The organism is Streptomyces caelestis, from assembly GCF_001279005.1.
Lineage (GTDB): Bacteria > Actinomycetota > Actinomycetes > Streptomycetales > Streptomycetaceae > Streptomyces > Streptomyces heliomycini.
Map to the genome: position 1 here is coordinate 15,394 of NZ_LGCN01000233.1, position 22,956 is coordinate 38,349.

The window sequence follows — 22,956 nt, forward strand, 5'->3', positions numbered from 1 at the left end:
CAGCGCATGACACGCGCAGTGAGCGCGGCCGAGATCGCGCCGAGGACCTACGCCCATGAGATCCGGGCCGCCGGGCTGAAGATCCGCGTCGGGCGGAGCCGGATGGCCGTCGACGGGCTCGACCTGTTCCTCGGTACGGGCGTGCACGGCCTCCTCGGTCCCAACGGCGCGGGCAAGACGACTCTGATTCAGGCGCTGGCCACCGTGCTGCGCCCGACCGAGGGCACCCTGGAGCTGTTCGGCGAGTCCGCAGGCGGCCTGGGCGAGCACCGTGCGCTGCGTCGCCGGATTGGCTACCTGCCGCAGGAGTTCGGCTACTACAGGCGCTTCACGGTGCGAGAGTTCGTGGAGTACATGGCCTGGCTGAAGGAGGTCCCCAAGGCGGACATCCCGGCGGCCGTCCAGCGGGCCGTGGAGCGGGTGGGCCTGGCCGACCGCGCCGACGACCGGATGAAGGCACTCTCGGGCGGTATGGTGCGGCGCGCCGGCATCGCCCAGGCCATCGTCAACGACCCGGAAGTGTTGCTGCTGGACGAGCCGACGGTCGGCCTGGACCCCGCGCAGCGGCTGCGCTTCCGCGAGCTGCTGCAGGAGCTGGGCGCGGACACCTGCGTGGTCGTCTCCACGCACCTGGTGGAGGACGTCGGCGCGGCCTGCAGCGATGTGGTGCTGTTCGCCGAGGGGCGGCTGGTCTTCCAGGGCACCCCGAAGGAGCTGGCCGCAGCGGGCGGCGAGGACCACCCGGGCGACAGCCCGCTGGAGCGCGGCTACTCGGCACTGCTGGCCGACCGTGCCGCCAGCTCCGCGCCCGCACGGGAGAGGGGCGCTTGGTGAACCTCCGCGTCCTGCGCACCGAACTGAAGCGTTCCGTCGCCCCCTGGGCCGGCCTCACCGTCCTGGTCACTGGCTTGCTCTTCCTATACCTGATCCTCGGCCCCGGGGAGAGCACCGCGGACTGGACGGCCCAGTGGACGACCATGGCCCTGACCGTCCGCGGCCTGCTCTACTACATGTGGCCCGTCGCGGTGGGGTTCGGCGCCCTGCAGGGGCTGCGCGACTCCCGCTCCCGGGTGACCGAGCTGATGGCGACGGTGCCGCGGCCCGCCTGGCAGCGCGCGGCGGCCCCGGCGGCGGCCTCGGCCCTCGCACTGGCCTCGGCCTTCCTCCTCCTCACCGCCACGGGCGCGGCCCACGTACTGCTGGGCGAGACGATCTACGTCCCTCTGGGCTGGCTGCCGATCGTGCTGGTCGCGGTGCTGGCCCTGGCCGCGGGGGCGCTGCTCGGCATGGGCGTGGCGAGTGCGCTGCCGTCCGTGCTCACCCCGCCGCTGACGGCGGTGGCCGCCTTCGTGATGACCGTCCTGCTGCAGCAGTCCGTCGATGCGGCGCTGCCGACGGGCAACGCGCCGAACGTACTGGCGCAGCTGGCACCGGCGGTGGCACTGCCCCGCGAGGAGCTGCTCACCCTCGCCTCCTCCGTGCACCTCGGCCAGACCCTGTGGCTGCTGGGTATGCTCGCCACCGGCTTCGCCCTGCTGGCCGCCGCCTCGGCGCGCGCCCGGCTGCTCGCCCTGGCACCCGTCCTGGCGGGCGCGGTGCTCGCCCTGCTGGTTCTCCCCGCCGAGACGCGGGATACGTACGTAGTCGACGAGGCCGCCGTGGAACTGGTGTGCGACGGCCCGGTCTGTGTGACGGAGATGCACCGGGACCGCCTGGCGGCCCTCGCGCCGCACGGCAAGGAAGCGCTGCGCGTGCTGCGGGAGGCCCTGGGCGAGGAGGCGCCGGACGCGGTGCGAGAGGAGACCACGCTGCGCAAGGGGTTCATGGGCAGCCGGGAGCTCTCGGAAACGACGGTGCTCTTCGACTTCGACGATCCGGTGATCGCCCGGGCGGAGGGGGACCAGCTGACCCGGGCCCTGGTCGGCCAGGGACTGGCGCCGAACTGCACCGAGCGCTCCTCCTGGGTAGGCGGCTTCGGGATGAAGGAGACCGCGCAGAGCGTCACTGCGGCCTGGGCGCTCGGCGACTTCCAGCCGATGGACTGGGCAGGCGTTGACGGCCTCCCGGGAGAGCGGGAGGACGCCGAGGCCGCGTGGGACCGGCTGGCGGAGCTGCCGCCGGCGGAGCAGCGCGCCTGGGTCACCGACCTGCGCACCGCCACGCTCGCCTGTGACATCAAGGACCGGCGCGGTGTGCTGACGGGTGAGGCGTTCTGATGAGGTGGCTGGTGCTGTATGCGCGGTCCCGGCAGGTACCCGCATCGGCGGCGGCGGTGCTGGCCGCGGCCCTGGCGGTGTGGTTCCTCGCCCGGGACGGCGGGCCCGCCGACCCGCGGCTGGCGGTGCTCGCCCTCACGGCGGCCGTGACGGCGGCCTCGGTGGGGCTCGGCGGACAGGACGTCGCGCTGGACCGTACGGCGGCCGTCCGCTGGGTGCCCCGGCGCGCGGTGCATGTGCTGCTGGTCGGCGCGGTCGCGGCGGGGTCGCTGCTGGCGGTACGGGCGGCGGGGCCGGACGTGGGGTCCGCGGGCCTCCTCCTGCGCAACGGCGTGGGCATGGCGGGCTTAGCCGCTGCCGGAGCGGTGCTGTGCGGGGCGGCGTACGCATGGACGCTGCCGCTGGGCTGGCTGGCGCTGGTCATGTTCACCCCGCTCCCGTCGGGGTGGGCGGCCGAGGTGCTGGCCTGGATGCTGCGGCCGCCGGAGGCGGCGGCCGCCACCGGGACCGCCCTGGCGCTGGCTGTGGCCGGCACCGCGGCGTACGCCGCGGTCGGACCCAGACGTTAGCGTCCGTCCTCGAACGGACTCCGGAACCGTGTGTCGTTCGAAAGGTCACCGGTGCAGGTGGGAGTGGTGTGATTCGGTCCTGGGGTCATGTCCGCGTGATCGTGTCTCTGCTGTACAGGGTGGTCCGGAGGCTGTTGTCCGTCCTGTCGGTGCTGCTGCGCGGTGACACCGCGAAGGGCGCCGGGTTGCTCGTGTTGCGGCATGAGAACGCAGTCCTGCGCCGGCGGATTGCCGGCCCGGTCCGCTACGGGCGGGCCGACCGGTTCTGGTTCGCTGTCCTCCGCGGGCTAGGTACCCCGGTGACGTGGGCGCGGGGTCTTCCCGGTCACCCCAGGGCGCCTTGCTCGCCCGGCGCCGCGGGTTCATCGCTGCCCAGTGGGATTGCACCGCACGCCGACGCACCGGACGCTCGCCCACCCGAGGGGCGATCAAGACGCTTGTTCTGCGGCCGGCCCAGGAGAACCCGCGGTGGGGGCACAGGCGGGTCCAAGGGGAGTCGGCCCGGCTCGGGCATCGGATCGCTGCCTCGACGGTCTGGGGGATCCTCGACGCCGCGGGCACGACCCGGCGCCGCGTCGTGCCGGTCCCACCCGGCGCGAGTTCCTGGCCGCCCGGGCCGAGGGGATCATCGCGGCGGACTTCTTCCACTTCGACACCGCGCTCGGCACGAGGCGCCTGCACATCACCAAAGTCACCGCCCAGCCCACCCGGAAGTGAGCCGTGCGACAGGCGCGGAATCCCGCCGCCGACCTGGGCATGCGCAGGGAGTCTCTGCGGTTCCTGCTGCGTGAGCGCGACGGCAGGGACGGTGCGGCGTTCGACGCGGTCTTCGAGGCCGAGGAGCTGGAGGTGATCTTGAGTGCCCCGCGGGCTCCTCGGATGAACGCCCACTGCGAGAGGAGCATCGGCGGCATCCGGCGCGAGATGCCCGACCATGTCCTGATCGTGAACGAGGCCCACGCCCGCCAGGTCCTGGCCGTCTACCGGCGGCACTACAACGCCCACCGGCCTCACCGAGCCCGTCAGCAGCTACCGCCTGATGCCAAGGAACGGCCCGATGCCACCGTGCACGACCTCAACTCCCGCCGAGTGCCGCGGACCCAGATCCTCGGCGGCGTGATCAGCGAGTACTGCTGTATCGCTTGACCGGCGACGATGACTTCTCGAGCGGCACAGGCCGATGCGGGCCACATCCTGGCCGTGTGCGTCCGCGTCGTGTTGCCCGGTGCTCATACCGTGCCTTTCTCGTCCTGGTGCGCGGCGCGGTGACGACGTGGATCAGGATGACGATGGCCTGCCGCCCGGCATTGTCCCGGACTCACGCCTCGGGGAGGCGGGCCTAGCTTGGGATTTAACCTCTGGGGGTGGCCTGGCTAGTCCCCGGCAAAGGCCAAGTAGCTGCCAGGAGTCGCGGCACAGGCTTCCAAGTAGGCGGCGAGGGCGCGAATCGCTTCAGCTTCGGAGTCATCGGTGCAACACTCCAGAAGATCTGGGATCTCGCGAAGTGCGGCCTCGGCCTCATGCTCGTTGAAGATCGTGTCGTTGTACGGGTCGACCGTCCAGAGCTTGCCCGATGTGTTGCGGGGAAGCTTGACGATCAGCTGAGCCAGTGCCTCGCCGGGTTCGTGAGTCTGCCGGATCAGAGTGGCTCTGCGCTTGGACCGGCGACTGGGCCAGAACGGACGGCCGTCGTGCAACTGCAGATCGATCCCCATGTCCAGATTATGTCGCGGCCATCTCTCACTTCGCCCTTGACCCACGGGGTCGAATGGTGCGTCGAACTTGATCACTCGGTTCGGTAACCGCCGTACAGCGAGGCGGCCTTCGTCTGAACATGTGCTCCGGCCAAGGAACACACACGTCCAGCACGAAGGCCGTGAGGATGAGTCTGCTGCAACGCGACGTCCGGCAAGAGGCTTTGACGCAACTGTCACGCTTCCGGGGCGAGTTCTGCTCCTGTCTCACCGCTCGTTCGGATGCGTTGTTCGAGCTGGCCGACGCCGTTCTGTGCGGCGACGGGCCGGTCAGGTCGCTGGCCGAGCTGTCGCTGGTGGGCGAACACCGCTGCGGTCACGGAGGGCTTTATGCGGCGGTGGCCCACGGAGAAATCGACACCGGCCGGCTGCGGCGGGCCCTGGCCGAAGCGCCCCTGCCGCGAGCTGCCGACGGCCGACTGGTCCTGGCCATCGACATCACCCTGCTGGCTGCGGCCGGGCGCTCACACCTCGCCGCAGCGGATCCTGTGCCACACCTACGGCCGCGGCAAGGACCAGCACATCCCCGTCCCCGGCTGGCCCTACTCCATCGTCTGCGCGCTCGAGCCCGGCCGCAGCTCGTGGACCGCACCGCTGGACGCGCTGCGTCTGGCCCCCGGGGACGACACCGCGACCGCCACCGCCCAGCAGTTGGGTGAGCTGCTCCAGCGCCTGATCACGGCAGGTCAGTGGCAGACGGGCGACCCCGACGTCCTCGTCATCGCGGACGCCGGCTACGACGCACCCCGTCTGGCTCACCTCCTGCGGGACCTGCCCGTGCAGGTGCTGACCCGGATGCGGTCGGACCGCGTCCTGCGCAGGGCCGTCACGCCCCGCCGACCGGGCGCGCTGGGCCGCCCGCCCCGCCACGGCGGCGAGTTCGTCTTCGGCCGGCCCGACACCTGGGGCACCCCGGACACCGAGACCGTCACCGACACCCGGCTCTACGGCACCGCCCTGGCCCGCTCCTGGAACCGGCTGTATCCCAAGCTGACTCACCGCTCCTCCTGGGCCGCAGCCGACGGCACCCTCCCCATCGTCGAGGGCACGGTGATCCGCCTGGACATCGACCACCTGCCCAGCGGAGCCACCCCCAAGCCGGTCTGGCTGTGGTGGTCGGGCACCGATGCCACCGAAGCCGACGCCGACCGTCTCTGGCAGGCCTATCTGCGACGCTTCGACATCGAGCACACCTTCCGTCTGTTCAAGCAGACCCTGGGCTGGACCGCACCGAAGATCCGCATTCGCCAGGCGGCCGACCGATGGACCTGGCTGATCATCGCCGCCTACACCCAGTTGCGGCTTACCCGGCCCCTGGCAGCCGATCGGCGCCGGCCCTGGGAGAAACCCAGCCCGCCGGACAGGCTCACCCACGCCCGCGTCCGCCCAGCGACCGCCTGCCCGGCCCAGGCACCGAAACCCTGCCGGCCCGGCCCCGGACGACCACCAGGCCGCAAGAACACCCGGCCCACACCCCGCCACGACGTGCACACACCGCGCAAAACACAGCCGACGCGACGACAAACGAAGAAGTCGACGACCCCACGGCCCCGGCGCACAGGTTAAAGATCAAGCCAGCCGACGGCAGCCGCTGCCGGCTGGTCAGTCGGCCCGTACGGGAACGACGACCGTCGGCAGCGGCCCCGCCACTTCCCGCGGGTCCACCGTCAGGCCGAACTCGCTCTCCACCGCCTCCAGCGCGGCAGCCGGGTCGGAGAAGTCGTCGTCCGGCTCGTCCAGGAAGGAGCCGGCCCGTTCCAGGGCCCGGTTGAGCCGGTCCGGTTCCTTTCCGGACGCCGGATCGAACCTCCCCGAGTCGAACAGGGCGAGGATCTCCCCGTCACGGGCGTGCGCCACACGAGTGGCGCCAGCGAGAAGCTGCCACACGGACACCGCTTCCGTGCCCCTGGACAGCTCCTTGAGCACCGGCTTCCTGAACGGGACACCCACCTGCGGGAACGCATCGAGCACATACGCCCACCTCGACCCGTCCGGGCAGTAGACCCGCACCGCCCAGCTGTCCGGGCTGAAGTGCTCAGCCACACCGTCGATGGGACACCGGGGCAGCGGATCCAGGCCGGCGGCGCCCAGCCGGGCCAATACGTCAGCCTCCCCCAGACCTCGGACCGCGGCCATACAGAACCACTCGTCCCCCAGCACATCGAACAACGTGGAAGCCATGATGGCCCGAGCCTTCCCGGTCAGTATCCGTCTGGCGGCCGCCGACACTACGACACACGCTTGAATTCCCGGTGACGAACGCTGACGTCATCCAAAGCTGTATCTCAACCGGTCTCGGAACGTGCGGGTGGCGGCCTACTGCTACACCAGGCTGGCCGCCACCAGCGCGCATGAGACTCCGTGCGGGCCGCCTGGAGCATCGCTGACGAACAGGAGGCTTGTCAGCGGCATCTCCCGCGGCAAAGCCCCGCGCCGTACTGATGGCCCATGGGACGAGTCGTACCTGGACCTCATGGGCGCCGTCACGCAGACCAATCACCGCTTGCGGGGACTGGTCGCGGGTGGTGCCGGATCGCGGCCCGGCACGGGATGAGCTGTTCCACCACCGGCCGCTCATGACCACGCCACACCTGCACCACCCGCCGTCGATGATCACGGTCCGCCCGGAGCCGAGCCGGCAGGGACCCGTGTCAGATCACTCCGAGGAGCCCGTTGCCGCCGAGGAGGGTGTTATCCCGCTGGGAGAAGCCCACGGAAGGGGCGGTGATCAGGTAGCTGCCTCGGGTGGTGGGTCCGCCCGTGTCCCCGGGCAGGACCCATACCGCTCCCGTCGAGGTGTTCTCCTCGGCGGCGCTGAGGAAGAGTTCTGGCTTGCCGTCCCCGTTGATGTCGCCGACGGCCACGCTGGTGCCGAAGGAGTCCCCGGTCTCGCCGGCCCCGGGAATGCCGGCGGTGTCCTGCGTGTAGGCGTAGGCGCCGGTTCCGAGAGAGCCGGTTTGGCGGCCGGGAATGACCGTCACCTGCCCGGCATCGGTTTTGCCCGTGTCCTCCAGCGGCGAGCCGACCACGATGTCCGCCAGCCCGTCCCGGTTCAGGTCAGCCACGGCGAGAGCGGCACCGAAGTTGTCACCCTTCTCGCTCGCTCCGGGGACACCGGGGGTGTTCTGCGTCAGCCGCACCGGCTGGGCCTCCCAAGCGATGCCGCGCGCCGAGCCGTACCAGAGGAGCAGGCGGCCGCCGAGGGCGCCGTCGTCGGCGCTCTGCGGATCGTCGGGATCGCCCACGACGAGGTCGTCGTACCCGTCGCCGTTGACGTCCCCGGCGGCCGCAATCAGACCGTTGCCCTGCTGCTGCGCACCTCCGCGCACCGGGTTCACGTACACCTGCCCGCCGCTCAGCTCGCTGAGCCGGACGGTGACGACCACTTCGTCCGGTCGGCCCCCCGCAGCGAAATCGCCCAGCGCGACGCTGTTCACGGACGCGGTGTCCCGGTTCTCGACGGCCTCACCGTAGGTGCCACTGCGGGTGAACGGCCCGGCGAAGCGCATCGTCCCCTCGTACCCGCCGACGAGCACCTGGGTTGCGGCACCGGGGCCGGCACTGAGCGCCGCCACGTCCAGGCCGTAGTACGCGCCGGGGTTCGTCGCCGGCAGGTCGGTGCCGGACGTCAGTCCTTTCTTGCCGCCCCACAGCACCGTCACCATGCCGACGTCCCGGCCCCGCGTGGTGTCCTCGAACGGGGTGGACACCACCAGGTCCGCGTACCCGTCCCGGTTGAGGTCGGCCGTCGCGGTGGCTCCGCCGAAGCCGTCGTGCGCCTCGGCCGAGCCCGGCACCCCGGCGGTGTTCTGCGTGATGACGGCACGCCTGGACGTCGACAGGCCCGACTTCGATCCGTAGAGCACGACCACGGCGCCGGCTCCCTCCTTGCCGGCGACGTTCGCGCCCGGCGCGGGCAGTACCGCATCGCGGTAGCCGTCACCGTTGACATCGCCGGGCACGGCCCCGTGCCGGGCCGCCGCGGGCGGCGCCGCCGACAGCGGCGCGGCCACGACGACCGCGACCAGCAACGCCGCGGCTCTCCAACCGCCATAAGAAAAACGTCTGTTCACCACGAACCGGATCCCCTCCCACGCGCCGCACCGGGCGTGCACCGCAGTCAGAAGATCGTAGAGGGTGCACACGCCGATGGCGCAGGCCGATCCGCACAAGGCGTGGACGGGGCTCCCCGGTCGTTCGAGTCGGTGGAGACGAAGTCCGACCGTCTCGCCTTCCTGGGCGAGGCCTGGACCGCCGGCCGGGCAAGCTCCCGCCCGGGTGCAGTGGGACCCTGAACGCGACCTGCACCTCCAGTCGCTTCCGTACCGATCGCTGCAGCTTGGCCTCACCGGCGAAGCCGCACATCTCTATGCCGACGAGTGGATCGTCTCCATCACCGATGTCACACTGCTGGCCCGCACGGTCCACGCCCATGTGCGAGACGGAGAGCTGGACCTCGCCCGGCAGCTCCTGCCGGGTGAACGCCCCTACCCCGTGAGCGATGAGGCTCTGGCCCATCTACACCGATAGACGGGACTGTGTGAGCGGTTCGGCCGCGGATAGACGGGTGATCGACTGGGGAGTGGGGCGCAAGGGCGGCGTGTACCTGTGGTGAGTACGCGTCGTCCTTGCACGCGTCGTGACGCTGAGGGGACTTGGGCGGGCAGCCGTAGGAGGATCGCTTCGGCGGCGTGCCGTGTCAGCAACGGAGACGCTTTCTGCCGGTGGGCCGCACGATGACCTCGTGAGCCGGCGGCTTGCCCGGTGCCGCAAGCGGCCGGAGTGTTCCATCTCCTGGGAGGCGCCGCACGGGTGGGAGGACAAGGACGGCTCCCGGCGCCGGGTGTTGACCGGCGGGTTGGCGGAAGCCCTCCGGGTGTGTGCGGCGTGCTGTGACTGCGGTAGGGTGGATCTTGAGCGCGCCGCTAGTTTTGCCGGTGGTGAGCTGTGCGTTGGTGGTCCAAGGAAAGACGCCCCGCTTCCTGCGGGGAAATGCAGGTGCAAGGCCTGCCCGGCGCTCCATGAGAAAGACCCCCAGCCCTGTTGTTCAGGGCTGGGGGTCTTCTTTGCGTCCGCTCGCCGAGGTGTTCAGCCGCAGTCGTTGCGGTTGATCTTCAACGAGCGGGTTTGGTCGTTGAGGTTGTAGCCGCGCAGGTCGTGGATGGAGCCGCCGCTGCGGGTGACGCACACCCACCGGCCGGCGTGGTTGTGCTTCTCGTAGACGCGGGCGGTGCGGTCGGAGTTGTTGCGGATCGAGCTGCCGCGGTCACGGATCGCGGAGGGCAGATCCTTCACACTGCCGTCGACGGCGCGCCGTACCCAGGGCTGCCCGCCGAAGTCGATCTCGGGGTAGATGCACACATAGCCGGACGGGTAGTCGATACCGGCGCATCCTGCGCCGGGCTCGCCGGCGGCCGGGGCAGGAGCGGTCAGGGGGAGCGGGGCCAGGGCGGAGACCGCCGCGGAGCGCATCAGGGTTTTGATCACGCCCAAGAGATAGCGGCCCCGGGCGGCCGACCGGCCGGATGCCGCCCGGGTCCACCCGCGTGGAGGAGGCAGTACAGGCCACCTTCTCAAGCCGCGCTACGAAGGTGCCACGCTCGTCGGCAGGCCGGGGCGGCCGCGACGGCCCCCGTTGTCCGGGCGAAGATTCTGTCCCGGCCGAAGCGGGGGAGGCCCCGGTAGAAGATCAGCAGCGACAATTTCGCACCCGGGCTGCGCGCTCCCAGGAGCGGGCTGGACGTAAGGTCCTGGGCCGCCGAGGGCGTTTGGCACAGGCTCTTTCACACGGCGTCCTGCCCGGGGCCGGAACGAGACCGCCGCGGGCGCGGGGGATGTGAGGTGCCCGGCGGCCTGGAGCCTTGGATCGGGCAGGCGCGGGCGGGACCGGCCGAAACCCGTCCTGCCGCGGTGGGAGCGGTCGTAGCGTCGTGCCATGACCACTGAGGGCGACACGGCTTACCGGTACCGCATCGCCGCCGCCGAGGACACCGAGGCCATCAGGACCCTGGACGACTCCTTCACCACCGACACCGTCTTCCAGGTGACCGTCACCGAGGAGGGGTTCGCGCTGCGGAAGATCCCGGTGGAGCCGCCCCTGACCAAGGTGTTCCCTAAGGACGAGCCGGACGGCGACGACGAGGACGACGCGGACTCCCGCACTTTCGTCGCCCACGGCGCCGCCGGTGACCTGGCCGGGTTCGCCGCCGTCTCGTACTCCGGCTGGAACCGCCGGCTGACCATCGAGGACATCGCAGTCGCCCCACCGCACCGGGGCAGGGGAGTGGGCCGCGCGCTGATGGGGCTCGCGAGGGAGTTCGCCCGCGAGCGGGGTGCCGGCCACATCTGGCTGGAGGTCACTAACATCAATGCGCCGGCGATCCACGCATACCGGCGCATGGGCTTCGCCTTCTGCGGACTCGACACCACCCTCTACGAAGGCACCCCTTCCAAGGGTGAGCAGGCGCTCTACATGAGCATGCCCTGCCCCTGAGCCGGCCCCAGGCGGCACAGGCAAAGAGCGGGGCCCGTCGTCCGATGCGAGGGCGACGGTCGGCAGCCGGGCCGGAGCCTCCGCTCGAGGCCGCAGCCCGTTTGCACAGCTGCGTGTACACGTCCGGCAGACGGTGATGGTGCAGGGAACTGTTACCCACTTTCGGGTGACGGCCCCGCGCGACCTGGGGCGGCGCGCCAGGGCGCCTGCGGGCCCACAGCCAAGCGCTGGAAGAGTTCTCGGCCCCGACGGGGCGTCGATCTGCTGCATTCGGCGTGTAAACGGATATTGCAGGGGACAGTCACCGCGATGTAGATGATCCTTAACAGGCTTCACGTCTCGTCCACATGCCGGGTGCGGGGTGGGCAGGGTGTGCGTGTGCGGCCGACCGGCCGCCATTCGCACCAGGCACACCCCCACACCTGCGGCCTTCGCGCCGCGCACGTCGGGGGTGCCCGCACCTCGCAGGGGGAGAACCTGTGTCGAAGTCCATTGCCGCCCGCCGCCTGACCGCCGCCGTCCTGAGTGCCGGCGCGCTGACCGCGGTCCTGACCGTGCCCACGTCGGCGGCCGAGCACCGCCCGCACCGGCCCAGCGTGCAGATCTCCGACGTGCAGTACGACTCCCCGGGCCGCGACGACCGCTCCAACCGCTCCCTGAACCGCGAGTGGGTGGGAGATCACCAACAACACCCGCCGCACGGTCAATCTGGACGGCTGGACCCTGAAGGACGAGGACGGCCGCACCTACACCTTCGACGACTACCGCCTGCGCGGTCGGGTCACCGTCCGCATCCACACCGGCGTGGGCCGCGACACCCGCACCGACCTCTACCAGGACCGCCGCCACTACGTGTGGGACAACCACTCCGACACCGCCACCCTGCGCAACGACCGCGGCCGCTTCGTCGACGACGAGTCCTGGGGCCGCCACCGCGGCGGCCACCGCTGACCAACCGGTCCGGTAGTGCCGGCAGCCAGGACCCGGCACCGACACACCCCGACCCACACCACCACGGCGCGCCACCCCTTCCACAGGGCGGCGCGCCGCCAGTATGAGCAAGCGACGTGCCGCTCGGCCGGGAATGCGATGGGAGGCGGATGCCGCGCAACCGCGCAAATCCCTGCCGACCGGGGAAGGTCAGAGGTCGGCGCAGATTTTGCGGGCCTTGGCCAGCTCATTCCTCACTCCGGCGTCGACCTCGAAGACCTGGCGGCGGCGGTTGTGCGCCCGGGTGATGGCCACTGCGAGCGGCTCGTACGAGGAGTCGCCTGTGGCGGCGGCCGTGGCCAGGCGGCCGCCCCATCGTCTTGTCGGTGTGCCCCCTGCTTGGGTCCGGCACCTTTTGGGGCGGTGGCTCCCCCTTCCGATCTCTCCAGGTGGATGAGGCGGATGTACACGTGTCCGAGTCCGGCCTGTTCGTGGTCGACGTGGCTGCGGCCGACAACGAGATCGCGTTCGCCTTGCACGCAGTCCTGGCCGCACGGTGAGCGACGATGTCCACGGAGCGCACCGGTCGGGATGTCGGCCAGCCGGAGGGCTGCAGTGTTATCTCGACATGCGCCAGCCCTGCACCCGCCCGGTTTCCGGGAGGACCTCTGGAGGACGCCCATCGGGAGATAGCCGCCCCTCCAGGCAGCGGTGTTGCCTCAGCTGAGCACGTACCGCAACGTCGTCCAGGTCGTTGCGATGCTTGGTCGCCTCGAAGGGCGACCGCCAGGTGTGGGCGGAGCTGCGGGCCGAGCAGGTTATCTGGTTGCGATCCTCGGCCGTACTGAAGGGCGGTGGCGGTCGCCCGCCGGGGCGATCGAGGATCGCCACTGGACCGGGCCGGCCGGGCAGTACGAAGCCATGGCCCTGGCGGTCGTCCTCCGCGACGGCCAGCGGGAGCAGGGCCAGGGCGGCGACGGCTGCGGCACGCAGCACATTTTTGATTACGGCGCTGTCCCTACTGGCGGCCAGACCCTCAGCGGGCAGGCTTGCCCTGGGTGCGCTCCGGTGGCGGAGCGCATGAGCGGACTCGGTGCGAGCACTACAGACAGGGCAGCGGTGGAGAGGCTGCTCTCTTGTCGGTGCGCGAGAAGACTTGGCGCATGCCCCAGCCGGGTGGCCGGGTCTGGTGCCGTGCTCGCGCGCCTCGCCCGGGATGGCGGACCTGGCGTACGCGGCTGTCGCGCGGTATTCGTGGATTTCTGCTGGCAACGGGGCCGGGGAGCAGCGCCAGGCGGACGGTGCCATTACCGCTCGAGGTCTCCAGACCGTTCGCACAGAGCGTGTTTGTGCACTGGCAGCTGACCGTTACCACCGGATTGAGGCGGTTATCAGCCGGGTTGGCCGCATGCGGCATTTCGGTTCATTTGCTGCGGATTCATCTGCACTGAAAGGTTGAACACACGCGAAGCATCTGGAACAGGATGGATCTTGGTCATGGTGCGGTTTGGCAGGAGCTTCCTCATTAATGCCGCCAGCCCTGTCTGGCCTGCTCATAACGGCTCGACGGATGATCCAATGTGATGCGCGACACTGTTTGCGACCTGCTTATCCGTCACATGATCTTCACGGATTCTTCTGAGGAAATCTGAAAAGGGCGGGTGGGGGCGTGTGTTGACGCAGCAACGGCGGCGCGGTTGGCGTCGGGCCGTGAGGAGCGGGGTGATAGCCCTCACGCTCTTAGGAAGTGCGGTTCCTGTGCTCGGGGCAGGGGCCGTGCCGGCGCTCGCTGGTACGGGGCAAACTCCGGCAGCGGCTGACGGAACTTCGGAGACGGCTGCGAGTGCCCTGGCCGCGGAGACCGGTGAGCGGGTGGCTGTGGACGCAGCCACCACCGAGTGGTCGAAGGTGTTCGCCAATCCGGACGGCACCTTCACCCAGGAGATGAACGCGGCTCCGGTCCGTGCCCAGAAGGGCGACGGTACCTGGGCCCCCATCGACAGCACCCTCGTGCGCGAGTCCGACGGTTCGGTGCAAACCAAGAACACGACGGCTGCTCTTGCCCTTTCGGGCGGTGGCAGCGGGGACAAACTGGTTACGCTGGAGGACGACGGCCACAAGCTGCAGCTGGGCCGGCCCACCGTGCTTCCCGAGCCGCTGCTCGACGGCAGCACCGCCACCTACGCCGGAGTCCTCCCGGACGTCGATCTGAAAATGACCGCGCTGGATTCCGGCTACACCTCGGTGCTCGTGGTCAAGACCGCAAAGGCGGCCCAGAACCCGGCGCTCGCGACGATCAGGATGACCGTCTCCGGAACCGGCCTGGACATCGCCCCGACGGCCGACGGCGGTTTCGTCGCGCGCAACGGCGACGGCACGCCCGTCTTCGAAAGCCCGGTGGGGCGGATGTGACACTCCGGCTGCGGTTACCACGCAGTCTGCCCGTACTGCCTCCTCAGCCCAGACAAAGGGTGAAGCGGGGGAGACCCTGCTGCCCGAGGCCAAGGGCGAGCCGGCTCCTTCGGAAGGCCCCGGCAGTGGGGACGCGGCAGCCGAACTTCCGCTCAAGATCATTGGCACCACCCTGGAGATCGAGCCCGATCCGGCTCTGCTGCATGGCGAGGACACGGTCTTCCCGCTCTACATCGACCCGCCGACCAAGGGCATCTCGCTGGGCGACTGGACGGCGCTCTCCTCGGACGGCGACAAGTTCTGGGAGTTCAGCGGGGACAAGGGCGTGGGCCGCTGCTCCAACTACGCCGGCTACCTGTGCTCGAACACCCCCTACACCCAGCGCCTGTACTTCGAGTTCCCGCTGTCGTCGATCCACGGCAAGAAGATCCTGGACGCGACGATGGAGGTCTACCAGCTGTGGACGTTCAGCTGCGATCCGCACTGGTACGACCTGAGCCGCGTCAACAAGACCATCTCCTCCAGCACCACCTGGTCCACCCGCCCCACCGCGGTGGACCTGATGGGCGACCGCAACGTGGCCTACGGGCGAGGCGACCTGTGTAAACCGGCGCAGCCGGCGAACTGGGTGCGCTTCAGCGACAACGTGGACGAGGAGACCAATGAGAACCTGACGACCACCCTCGCATCTCACGCAGCCGACAAGGCAGCGCAGATCACCTTCTCGCTGACCGCGCACGACGAGTCCGACGCCGGTGTCTGGGCGCGGTTCCGCAACGACGCCAAGCTGTCGGTCACCTACGTCTCCTACCCGGGCAAGCCGACTTCCTACGGGGTCCAGCAGGGCACGACGGGGCGGGCCTGCAACGCCTCCACGCTGCCCTTCGCCACCAGCGACACCACACCGAAGATGCTGGCCACGGTGCAGTCGGCCGACGGATCCAACTCCCAGCTGCGCGCCCTGTTCGAGGTGTGGAAGGCTGACGGCTCCAGCCGCGCCTGGTATGCGGCCTCGCCGGACGGCGCATGGGTGGCCGACAACGCCGCCCGCACCGCGTCCACCAGTGCACTGTCGGCGCAGACTGACTACCGGATGCGGGTCAAGACACAGGCCTACTACAAGACCGACCGCGGTGCCACGGGTGTCCTGGACTCGGCCTGGTCGTCCTGGTGCTACTTCCGCGTCGACACCGACTCACCGCCACCCCCAGTGGTGACCAGCGCAGACGGCATCTACCAGCCCGCCGAGACCAGCCCTGCCGCAGGCGGGGTGGGCACGCCGGGCAAGTTCACCTTCACGCCCGCGGACACCAACCCCACCACCGCAGGCATCCAGTCCGACGTCGTCGCCTACAAGTACAAGCTGAACAGCGGAGCCATCTCCCCGCCGATCACCGTCTCCAAGGGTGCGGCCACCACCCAGACGGTCCCCCCGAACCAGGCCGGTGAGAACACCATCCAGGTCTGGGGCTTCGACGCGGCCGGGCACAGCTCGCTCACCGGCTACTACAGCTTCCTGGTGAAGGGCGCCGAGAAACCCACCGGAATCTGGCACCTGGACAACGCCCTCACCGACTCCACAACCGCCCCCCAGCACCCCCTGACCTCCTCGGGGACCACCTGGGATACCCTGGCCCGCAGCGGCTTGGGCGCCGCGAAACTCAACGGCACGACCGTCTACCTCTCCACCTCCGGTGCGGTGCTGGACACCACCAAATCCTTCACCGTCTCCGCCTGGGCACGCCTGAGCAAGAAGGACGTCAACTACACCGTCCTGTCGCAGGCGGGAACGAACGCCTCCGGCTTCCAGCTGTACTACTCGACCGCCTACAACGCCTGGGTCTTCAACCGCCACCAGACCGACGTCGCCAGCCCCGCGATCACCCGCTCGACCGGCACCAAGCCGCCCGTCCTGAACGCCTGGACCCACCTCGCGGGCGTCTACGACGCCGCGGCGCATACCATCCAGCTCTACGTCAACGGCACCCCCCAGGGCGACCCCGTGCCGTTCACGACCACCCCGTGGAAGGCGTCCGGAGGCCTGCAGGTCGGACGGCTGTGGGCATCAGCCACCGGCAAGGAGAACTTCGCCGGAACCATCGACGAGGTCAAGACCTGGTCCCGTGCACTCGCGGACAGCGAAATCGCCCACGACGCCTGGCACGAGGACGAGGACATCAGCGACGGCACCGCCGGCGACCCCATCCCGGCCCTCACCGCCAAGTGGGACGCCACCGACCTGGCCAACACCACCGGCACCACCGTGAAGGACACCAGCGGCTTCGGCCGCAACCTGACCCTCAACGCAGCCGCGCTCACCCAGATCACCACCGGCGACCCGGAACTCGGCGAAGAAGTCACCACCACCCAGACGATGACCCTGAACGGCACCGTAGTCGTAGCCCCGGTCGGCGAACAGCTGCCGTGGCCGGTGACGGGGCCGGCCGACCAGGCCGCGGATGCGGGGGATCGCATCCAGCAGAGGCGTGAGCTGTGTGACGTCGTGCCGGTTCCCGCTGGTCAGCGACACCGCGAGGGGTGTTCCGTGGCGGTCGGTGATCAGGTGGCGCTTGCTGCCAGGCCTCGCGCGGTCGACCGGCGAAGGTCCGGTGTGAGCCCTCCTTTCAGAGCCCGGACGTGCGAGCCGTCGATCGCGGCGTCGTCCATGTCCAGCAGTCCGGCTCTGCGGAGTTCCGCGAGGAGAACCTCGTGCAGGCGGGGCCAGACGCCGGCCTCGGTCCAGTCCCGCAGGCGCCGCCAGCACGTCACCCCGCTGCAGCCGATCGTCTCGGTCGGCACGTCCGCCCAGGCCACCCCAGTGCGCAGGACATAGACGATCCCTCGCAGAGCCGCACGGTCATCCGCCGGCAGTCGACCCGGATACCGCCGACGCCGCGGCGTGCGAGGAGGGAGCAGCGGAGCGACACGATCCCACAGATCATCAGGCACAAGATCATCCGACACCTGCAGAACTCTGCCGCCCACCAGCCCAACTGCCAAGCCCATGAGCCAAAGTCATTCTGAAATGATCAGTTATTGGGCCATGCGCCGAGTGATGCAGCGGGCCAACGAGGTGCTGGGCACGAACCGGACGCTGCACGATCTTCGGCACACGGCAGCGTCACACATGGCCAACGGCGGCACGCTGACACTGGTCGAGGTTCAGGGGATCATGCGGCACGCCAACATCCAGACCACCAGCCGTTACCTCACGGCGCGGGTCGAGGAGATCTTCGACGAGTGGTGGCCCTCTGGGGAGCGGGCCGGGAACTGGCCAACTCCGCCGGGCGGTGCGGGTGGCCGGAAGCCGGTTCCGGTCCTCGAGGTGTGTACTCCGATGAGGTACCGCTCGAACGGTCGGCCACAACTTCGTGCCACCTCCGAGGGCGGACACGGAGGTGGCACGTTGTCGGAAGACACTGTTCCTGACACGAGTGAGTGAACGAGTGCCAGGCTGCGGGGCGCTTGTTGCTGGCTTGTTCATGTCTTTCCTTATGGCGGGTAGTTCGGCCAAGCAATGGCCGGATCGGGAAGTTGCCGTTCTTTCGTCGTGGATGCGATGCTAGGGTTCATCGAAGCTTTTTCGTATCTCTCGACGTCCTTGTTCCGCCGTCTGTTCGACTCGCCGCTCCGAGTCCCGCGCGTTGTAGTTCTGGGTGTCGTGCACTTCCTTTGTCCAAGCGCAGGAAATCTCCACCTGCGATTCGGACTCGGCGTTGAGTTCGTTCTCGCACGGCAAGAACCATCCTGAAGTGTGACAGGAGTAAGAATGCCCCTGGGGTACTTGTTCGGCGGTGGCGTCGGGACCGAGCCGCACGGCATCGAACTGTATGAGGCGTCACCGCTCGTACGACAGCTCTACGAAGAGATATCCGGGTATACCGGCCTGACGGCCGAACAGATCCTGCGCGGCGAACTGCCCGAGGGCAGGGAGCGTCGGCAGAGCGCGGGCACCATACGCGAAACCGCGCTCGCCATCGCCGTTCACGACCTTCTGGCAGAGGCAGGTCTGCGCCCGGACGTGGTCGGCGGGCTGAGCCTCGGCGCGATGACGGCCAGCTGCCTGGCCGGCGCCCTGGACCGCAAGTCGCTGTTCACGATGTTGGCCCGGACGGCCGACGCCCCGGACCCCCGCCCCGACGCCGCCGAGGAAGGCATGGCCCTGGCCTTCGTGCAGGCCGCGGACGCACAGTCGCCACCACCGTGGCAGGGGGCCGCGGACGTCCACCTCGCCGGTGACTTCGGCCCTGTCGCGGACGGGTCCCAGCGCATCCTCATGCTCGCCGGTCACCGTGCGGCGATCGAGCGGCTGGCCGCCGACTCCCCTTCCGGCGCGATCGTTCCGCTGCCCGGCCGGAACATCGCCGTCCACTCGCCGCTGCGCCGGCCCTTCCGTGACTTCATCGCGCCCCATGTGGCGAAGATGCCGTTCACCACACCCCGCATTCCACTGCTTTCCTGTCTGGAACGCGGAGAGCTGAAAACGGCGGACGAAGTGCGTGACATGTTCGAGCGGAACTCCACCGATCCGATCAGCCTCGTCGACATCTACGAAGGAATGCGAGACCACGACGTACGGCTCGGCCTTGTCATGGGTCCCGCGATTCCCGAAGGAATCCTCGATTTCCCGTTCCCTGTCGTTCACGTGGAGAAACCCGAGCACATTCAACTCGCCGTCAGTACCGCCTACGATCTGGGAATCGGCTTCTCCGGAGGCGACTTAGGCACGTGGGGACATTGATATGGGCCGGCGAGTCGGGCTCGCGACGGGGACGGAAATAAATGACGTGACCGACCCCGACGTTCTTGTATCGAAGTGGCTCGACGCCGACATCGACGAATGGACCCGCACAGTCGTGCGGCGCACCTTCGACGCCGATACCGGAAGTCCCTACTGGCTGAGCCGCCGCGAGCGGCTCGCCTTCGACCCGTACGACATCACACGTCACGAGGAGCTGACGGCCTTCGGTCCGTTCCCGCTCGCCGACCTGCGCAGCGTGGACCCGGCGGACCTGGTGCCCCGCGACGTTCCCCGGCCGCTCGCCGGCCGTGTCTGGGACACCGGCGGCACCACCGGCACGCCCTGTCGCGTCTACTACACCCCGGCCATGCTCCACCACCGCGCCGTCTGGCGCCGCTGGTCCTTTGTCCACGAAGGATTCGCACCCGGCCGCCGCTGGCTCCAGGCGACACCCACCGGACCGCACCTCATCGGGCACGGCGTCTGGGAGGTCGCCGACCTGCACGCGGGCCTGGTGTACGCCATCGACATGGATCCCCGCTGGGTCAAGCGGCTCATCCGCGAAGGCCGCCCGGCCGACGTGGAGCGCTACACCGGCCACCTCGTGGACCAGATCACCGACGCCCTGGACCAGCGAGGCATCGACTACCTCAACACCACCCCGGCCCTCTTCTCGGCGCTGTGCAGGAGCGCGCCCGAGCGCGTCGCCGCCCTCGCCGGAGCGCGGCTGAGCGGCACCCAGATCAACGCCGCGATGTACCGTGACTTCCGCGCCGCCCTCAATGGCGGCATCTGCGGCATCAGTTACGGCAACACCTTCGGCAACGCCGCCTTCCTCGGCGTACCGGAGAGCGGTGGCACGATCCCGTACATGCCGAACTACCCGCAGGTGACCATGGCCGTGGTGCGCAAGGACGACTGGCGCACCGTCGTCGCGCCCGGCGCGAACGGCCAGGTCCGCCTCACCGTCCTGCACGACGACCTCTTCCTGCCCAACATTCTCGAACGCGACCAGGCGGCACGCCACCTCGACGCCGAGTGGCCCTGCGACGGCGTGGCGGACGTCCGTCCGCTCCAGATCGCCAGCGCCGCCCCCGAGGGCCTGTACTGACGGCCTTCGCCCTGAGTACCACCCGTGCCACCTGGAGCACCTGTGTCTCTGTGCCACCCGTCCTCATGAGGCCACGGCACCCTGGCCTGCTCTCACCCGTCAAGGCGCGTCGGCGCGCCGAGCCGAGTGCGTCCCCGTGCCCGCAACTGCACCGCAACCCGGTCCCGTAGTCCCCCTGTGCGTGCTGAGGAGCATGGCGTGAACCTGCCCGAATCCCCTCTCGGGGCCCCCATGCTGTGGACGCTGTCCGGCGACAGTGGGGGTGCCCTCGCGGCGCAGGCGCGACGGCTGTGCGACCACCTGCGCACCCTGCCCGAGTGGAGCCCGGCGGACGTCGGGCTCGCCCTCGCGCACGCCACGATCCCCCGCAGGCGGCGCGCCGCCCTCGTGGCCCGGGGACGGGAGGAGTTCCTGGACCGCCTCGACGCGCTCGCCGGCGGCCACGGAGCCCCCGGTCTCGTCGAGGGTTCCGCCGGGCCCGGCACCGGCGTCGCTTTCGTCTTCCCGGGGCAGGGCTCCCAGTGGCCCGGCATGGCGGCCGGACTCCTGGCGTCCACACCGGGTTTCCGTACCCGCATGGACGCCTGCGCGCAGGCCCTCGAACCCTTCGTCGACTGGTCCCTGATGGACGTGCTGCGCGCCGAGGACGGCGCGCCCGCCCTGGAACGCCCCGACGTCGTGCAGCCCGCCCTGTTCGCCGTCGGAGTCTCCTTGGCGGGGCTCTGGCGCGACCACGGCGTGGAGCCGTCCGCGGTCCTGGGACATAGCTGTGGCGAGATCTCCGCCGCGGCCGTCAGCGGCGTGCTCTCCCTCGACGACAGCGCCCGTGTCGTCGCCCTGTGGAGCCAGGCGCAGGCCACTCTGACCGGGCGCGGGGAGATGGTCTCCGTCATGGCTTCCGTCGCCGAGGTGACGGACCGACTGGAGGAGTACAGCGGGCAGTTGGGGATCGCCGCCGTCAACGGACCGGGCTCGGTGATCGTGTCGGGAGACACCGCCGCCGCAACTGAACTCATCGCCCGGCTCACCGCCGACGGCGTCCATGCCCGCCGTATAGCCGTCGGACTCGCCGCGCACTCCGCGCACATCGACGCCATCGTGCCGCGTCTGCACGCGGACCTGGACGCCGTCCGGCCGCTGCCCGCCGGCCTGCCGTACTACTCCGGTCTCACCGGCGACCGGCTCCAGGAACCGGTCCTGGACGCGGACTACTGGGCCCGCAACCTGCGCGGCACGGTCCGTTTCCACGAAGCCACCGCAGCCCTGCTGCGCGACGGCCACCACACCCTCCTGGAGATCAGCCCGCACCCCGTCCTCACCACCGCCCTCCAGGCGACCGCCGCCGAACAGGACGTCACCGCCCACGTCGGCGCGACGCTGCGCCGCGGTCACGGCGGGCGCGCGCGGTTCCTCACCGCGCTCGGCGAGGCGTACGTCCACGGTGTCACCCCGGACCGCGAGGCCGTCTTCGCGGGGGTCGGCGCCCGCCCCGCCGAACTGCCCGTCGGCCTGTGCGAGGCGGACGACGACGCGGCCCCGGAGGTCCCCGAGGCCGCCCTCCGCGAGGAGATGGCCCGGCTCACCATCGTCGGACAGCGTGAGCGGCTGCTGCGCCTCGTGAGCCAGGAGGTCGCCGCCGTGCTCGGCGACACCGGCCCCATCGATCCGAGCGCCACCTTCACCGCTCTTGGCCTGGACTCCGTGACGGCGGTGGAGATCCGCAACCGCCTCGCTGCGGTCACCGGCGCCGGGACGCTGCCCGTGACGGCCGTCTTCGACCACCCGACACCGGGGCAACTCGCCGAGGTGCTGAGGGACGAGTTGCTGTCCGGCTCGCCGCAGGCAGGCCGGCGTACGGACCGGGAGGCCGTCGACGGCCTCGCCCCGGCTGCCGCGGCCACGGACGACGACGCGGTGGCGATCGTCGCGATGGGCTGCCGGTACCCCGGTGGCGCCGACAGCCCGGAGCGGCTGTGGCGGCTCCTGACGGACGGCACCGACGCCGTGACACCGTTCCCGGGCGACCGCGGCTGGAGCCTCGAGGGCGCCTGCGCCCCCGAGGACGTCGCGCCGGGTCGCCACTATCAGCGCGAGGCCGGGTTCCTGCACGACGCCGGCCGCTTCGACGCCGGGTTCTTCGGTATCTCGCCCCGCGAGGCCCTTGCCATGGACCCGCAGCAGCGGCTCCTGCTGGAGACGTCCTGGGAAACCCTCGAACGCGCCGGGATCGACCCGCACACCCTGCGCGGCAGCGGCACCGGGGTCTACATCGGCGCGATGACCATGGACTACGGCCCTCGCCTGCACGAGGCGACGGACGGCAACGGCCATCTTCTCACCGGCAACACCGGCAGTGTCGCCTCGGGACGCATCGCCTACGCCCTAGGCCTCGAAGGAGCCGCCGTCACCGTGGACACGGCCTGCTCCTCGTCGCTGGTGGCCCTGCACCTCGCGGTACAGGCGCTGCGCGGCCAAGAGTGTGCCCTCGCGCTCGCCGGCGGTGCGACGGTGATGCCGACGCCGGGCATGTTCGTGGAGTTCAGCAGCCAGGGCGCCCTGGCCGCCGACGGCCGCTGCAAGGCGTTCTCCGCGCAGGCCGACGGGTTCGGCCTGGCCGAGGGTGTGGGGGTGCTGCTGCTGGAGCGGTTGTCGGACGCTCGTCGCAACGGCCACCCGGTGCTGGCCGTGGTGCGGGGGAGCGCCGTGAACCAGGACGGTGCGAGCAATGGT

General features: G+C 70.1%; 15 protein-coding genes and 5 pseudogenes. 15 read left to right on the forward strand and 5 right to left on the reverse strand.

Features of this window, described 5'->3' with window-relative positions; genetic code table 11:
* Window positions 1–6 precede the first annotated feature (6 nt).
* The 4 genes from ADK41_RS30565 (at window position 7) to ADK41_RS43550 (ending at window position 3,931) form a co-directional block, all read left to right on the forward strand.
* The gene (locus ADK41_RS30565) at window positions 7–834 is read left to right on the forward strand and encodes an ABC transporter ATP-binding protein (RefSeq protein ID WP_106979602.1); all 828 of its coding nucleotides are present in this window, start codon (window positions 7–9) and stop codon (window positions 832–834) included.
* Window positions 831–2,216 carry a hypothetical protein gene (locus ADK41_RS30570; RefSeq protein WP_030835791.1) on the forward strand — a complete coding sequence of 462 codons (1,386 nt, stop codon included), beginning with the start codon at window positions 831–833 and terminating at the stop codon, window positions 2,214–2,216. Before ADK41_RS30565 ends, ADK41_RS30570 begins: the two co-directional genes overlap by 4 nt.
* Window positions 2,216–2,785 (forward strand): hypothetical protein, encoded by a 570-nt coding sequence (locus ADK41_RS30575; RefSeq protein WP_030835794.1) that lies wholly within the window; start codon window positions 2,216–2,218, stop codon window positions 2,783–2,785. The genes ADK41_RS30570 and ADK41_RS30575 overlap by 1 nt, the downstream gene beginning before the upstream one ends.
* Before the next feature lie 720 nt (window positions 2,786–3,505).
* Window positions 3,506–3,931: an integrase core domain-containing protein gene (locus ADK41_RS43550; RefSeq protein ID WP_078662194.1), complete on the forward strand. Its 426-nt coding sequence runs from the start codon at window positions 3,506–3,508 to the stop codon at window positions 3,929–3,931.
* 227 nt (window positions 3,932–4,158) lie between these two features.
* Here ADK41_RS43550 and ADK41_RS30585 read toward each other — a convergent pair whose 3' ends face one another.
* The gene (locus tag ADK41_RS30585; RefSeq protein ID WP_030835797.1) at window positions 4,159–4,500 is read right to left on the reverse strand and encodes a hypothetical protein; all 342 of its coding nucleotides are present in this window, start codon (window positions 4,498–4,500) and stop codon (window positions 4,159–4,161) included.
* Window positions 4,501–4,667: 167 nt separating this feature from the next.
* Here ADK41_RS30585 and ADK41_RS30590 point away from each other — a divergent pair.
* A pseudogene (locus ADK41_RS30590) lies at window positions 4,668–6,105 on the forward strand (NF041680 family putative transposase).
* Window positions 6,106–6,141: 36 nt separating this feature from the next.
* Here the strand turns inward: ADK41_RS30590 and ADK41_RS30595 are convergent.
* Together ADK41_RS30595 and ADK41_RS30600 are read right to left on the reverse strand one after the other, a co-directional pair.
* Window positions 6,142–6,720 (reverse strand): DUF6461 domain-containing protein, encoded by a 579-nt coding sequence (locus ADK41_RS30595; protein WP_158717724.1) that lies wholly within the window; start codon window positions 6,718–6,720, stop codon window positions 6,142–6,144.
* 470 nt (window positions 6,721–7,190) lie between these two features.
* Window positions 7,191–8,684, reverse strand: coding sequence for an FG-GAP-like repeat-containing protein (locus ADK41_RS30600; protein WP_234319123.1), 1,494 nt, complete (start codon window positions 8,682–8,684; stop codon window positions 7,191–7,193).
* A gap of 118 nt (window positions 8,685–8,802) precedes the next feature.
* On the opposite strand from ADK41_RS30600, the pseudogene ADK41_RS30605 reads away from it, so the two are divergent.
* Window positions 8,803–9,069, forward strand: a pseudogene (locus ADK41_RS30605) (DUF4291 family protein); the annotation flags it as partial.
* Between the two features lie 558 nt (window positions 9,070–9,627).
* Here the strand turns inward: ADK41_RS30605 and ADK41_RS30610 are convergent.
* Window positions 9,628–10,026: a peptidase inhibitor family I36 protein gene (locus ADK41_RS30610; protein ID WP_234319126.1), complete on the reverse strand. Its 399-nt coding sequence runs from the start codon at window positions 10,024–10,026 to the stop codon at window positions 9,628–9,630.
* 448 nt (window positions 10,027–10,474) lie between these two features.
* Here ADK41_RS30610 and ADK41_RS30615 point away from each other — a divergent pair, with 448 nt between their 5' ends.
* The 5 genes and pseudogenes from ADK41_RS30615 to ADK41_RS43565 all read left to right on the forward strand — a co-directional run.
* Window positions 10,475–11,032 carry a GNAT family N-acetyltransferase gene (locus ADK41_RS30615; RefSeq protein WP_030835812.1) on the forward strand — a complete coding sequence of 186 codons (558 nt, stop codon included), beginning with the start codon at window positions 10,475–10,477 and terminating at the stop codon, window positions 11,030–11,032.
* Between the two features lie 536 nt (window positions 11,033–11,568).
* A pseudogene (locus tag ADK41_RS40030) lies at window positions 11,569–11,983 on the forward strand (lamin tail domain-containing protein).
* A 449-nt stretch (window positions 11,984–12,432) separates the two neighbouring features.
* Window positions 12,433–12,522 carry a DUF6207 family protein gene (locus ADK41_RS43555; RefSeq protein ID WP_234319129.1) on the forward strand — a complete coding sequence of 30 codons (90 nt, stop codon included), beginning with the start codon at window positions 12,433–12,435 and terminating at the stop codon, window positions 12,520–12,522.
* A gap of 1,318 nt (window positions 12,523–13,840) precedes the next feature.
* A complete protein-coding gene (locus tag ADK41_RS43560) occupies window positions 13,841–14,374 on the forward strand; it encodes a hypothetical protein (protein WP_234319130.1) in 534 nt (177 codons plus the stop codon).
* Window positions 14,375–15,467: 1,093 nt separating this feature from the next.
* Window positions 15,468–16,463: pseudogene (locus ADK41_RS43565) on the forward strand (LamG domain-containing protein); the annotation flags it as partial.
* Between the two features lie 160 nt (window positions 16,464–16,623).
* Here ADK41_RS43565 and ADK41_RS40040 read toward each other — a convergent pair.
* Window positions 16,624–17,338: pseudogene (locus ADK41_RS40040) on the reverse strand (IS5 family transposase); the annotation flags it as partial.
* A gap of 61 nt (window positions 17,339–17,399) precedes the next feature.
* On the opposite strand from ADK41_RS40040, the gene ADK41_RS43570 reads away from it, so the two are divergent.
* From ADK41_RS43570 to ADK41_RS30650, 4 genes are all read left to right on the forward strand, one after another.
* The gene (locus ADK41_RS43570; protein ID WP_030835815.1) at window positions 17,400–17,816 is read left to right on the forward strand and encodes a site-specific integrase; all 417 of its coding nucleotides are present in this window, start codon (window positions 17,400–17,402) and stop codon (window positions 17,814–17,816) included.
* 327 nt (window positions 17,817–18,143) lie between these two features.
* Window positions 18,144–19,115 (forward strand): ACP S-malonyltransferase, encoded by a 972-nt coding sequence (locus tag ADK41_RS30640; protein WP_030835818.1) that lies wholly within the window; start codon window positions 18,144–18,146, stop codon window positions 19,113–19,115.
* Window position 19,116: 1 nt separating this feature from the next.
* Window positions 19,117–20,226, forward strand: coding sequence for an arylcarboxylate reductase (locus tag ADK41_RS30645; RefSeq protein WP_051843608.1), 1,110 nt, complete (start codon window positions 19,117–19,119; stop codon window positions 20,224–20,226).
* A 231-nt stretch (window positions 20,227–20,457) separates the two neighbouring features.
* Window positions 20,458–22,956, forward strand: a 2,499-nt coding sequence (locus ADK41_RS30650) for a beta-ketoacyl synthase N-terminal-like domain-containing protein (protein WP_159043995.1), incomplete at its 3' end; no start/stop codon positions are given.

What these genes read in the sequence shown, in the direction of transcription:
- ADK41_RS30585 (WP_030835797.1), bottom strand. Translation starts at nt 4,500, where the DNA reads ATGGGGATCGATCTGCAGTTGCACGACGGCCGTCCGTTCTGGCCCAGT.
- ADK41_RS30640 (WP_030835818.1), top strand. Translation starts at nt 18,144, where the DNA reads ATGCCCCTGGGGTACTTGTTCGGCGGTGGCGTCGGGACCGAGCCGCAC.
- ADK41_RS30575 (WP_030835794.1), top strand. Translation starts at nt 2,216, where the DNA reads ATGAGGTGGCTGGTGCTGTATGCGCGGTCCCGGCAGGTACCCGCATCG.
- ADK41_RS30595 (WP_158717724.1), bottom strand. Translation starts at nt 6,720, where the DNA reads ATGGCTTCCACGTTGTTCGATGTGCTGGGGGACGAGTGGTTCTGTATG.
- ADK41_RS30645 (WP_051843608.1), top strand. Translation starts at nt 19,117, where the DNA reads ATGGGCCGGCGAGTCGGGCTCGCGACGGGGACGGAAATAAATGACGTG.
- ADK41_RS43570 (WP_030835815.1), top strand. Translation starts at nt 17,400, where the DNA reads ATGATCAGTTATTGGGCCATGCGCCGAGTGATGCAGCGGGCCAACGAG.
- ADK41_RS30565 (WP_106979602.1), top strand. Translation starts at nt 7, where the DNA reads ATGACACGCGCAGTGAGCGCGGCCGAGATCGCGCCGAGGACCTACGCC.
- ADK41_RS30615 (WP_030835812.1), top strand. Translation starts at nt 10,475, where the DNA reads ATGACCACTGAGGGCGACACGGCTTACCGGTACCGCATCGCCGCCGCC.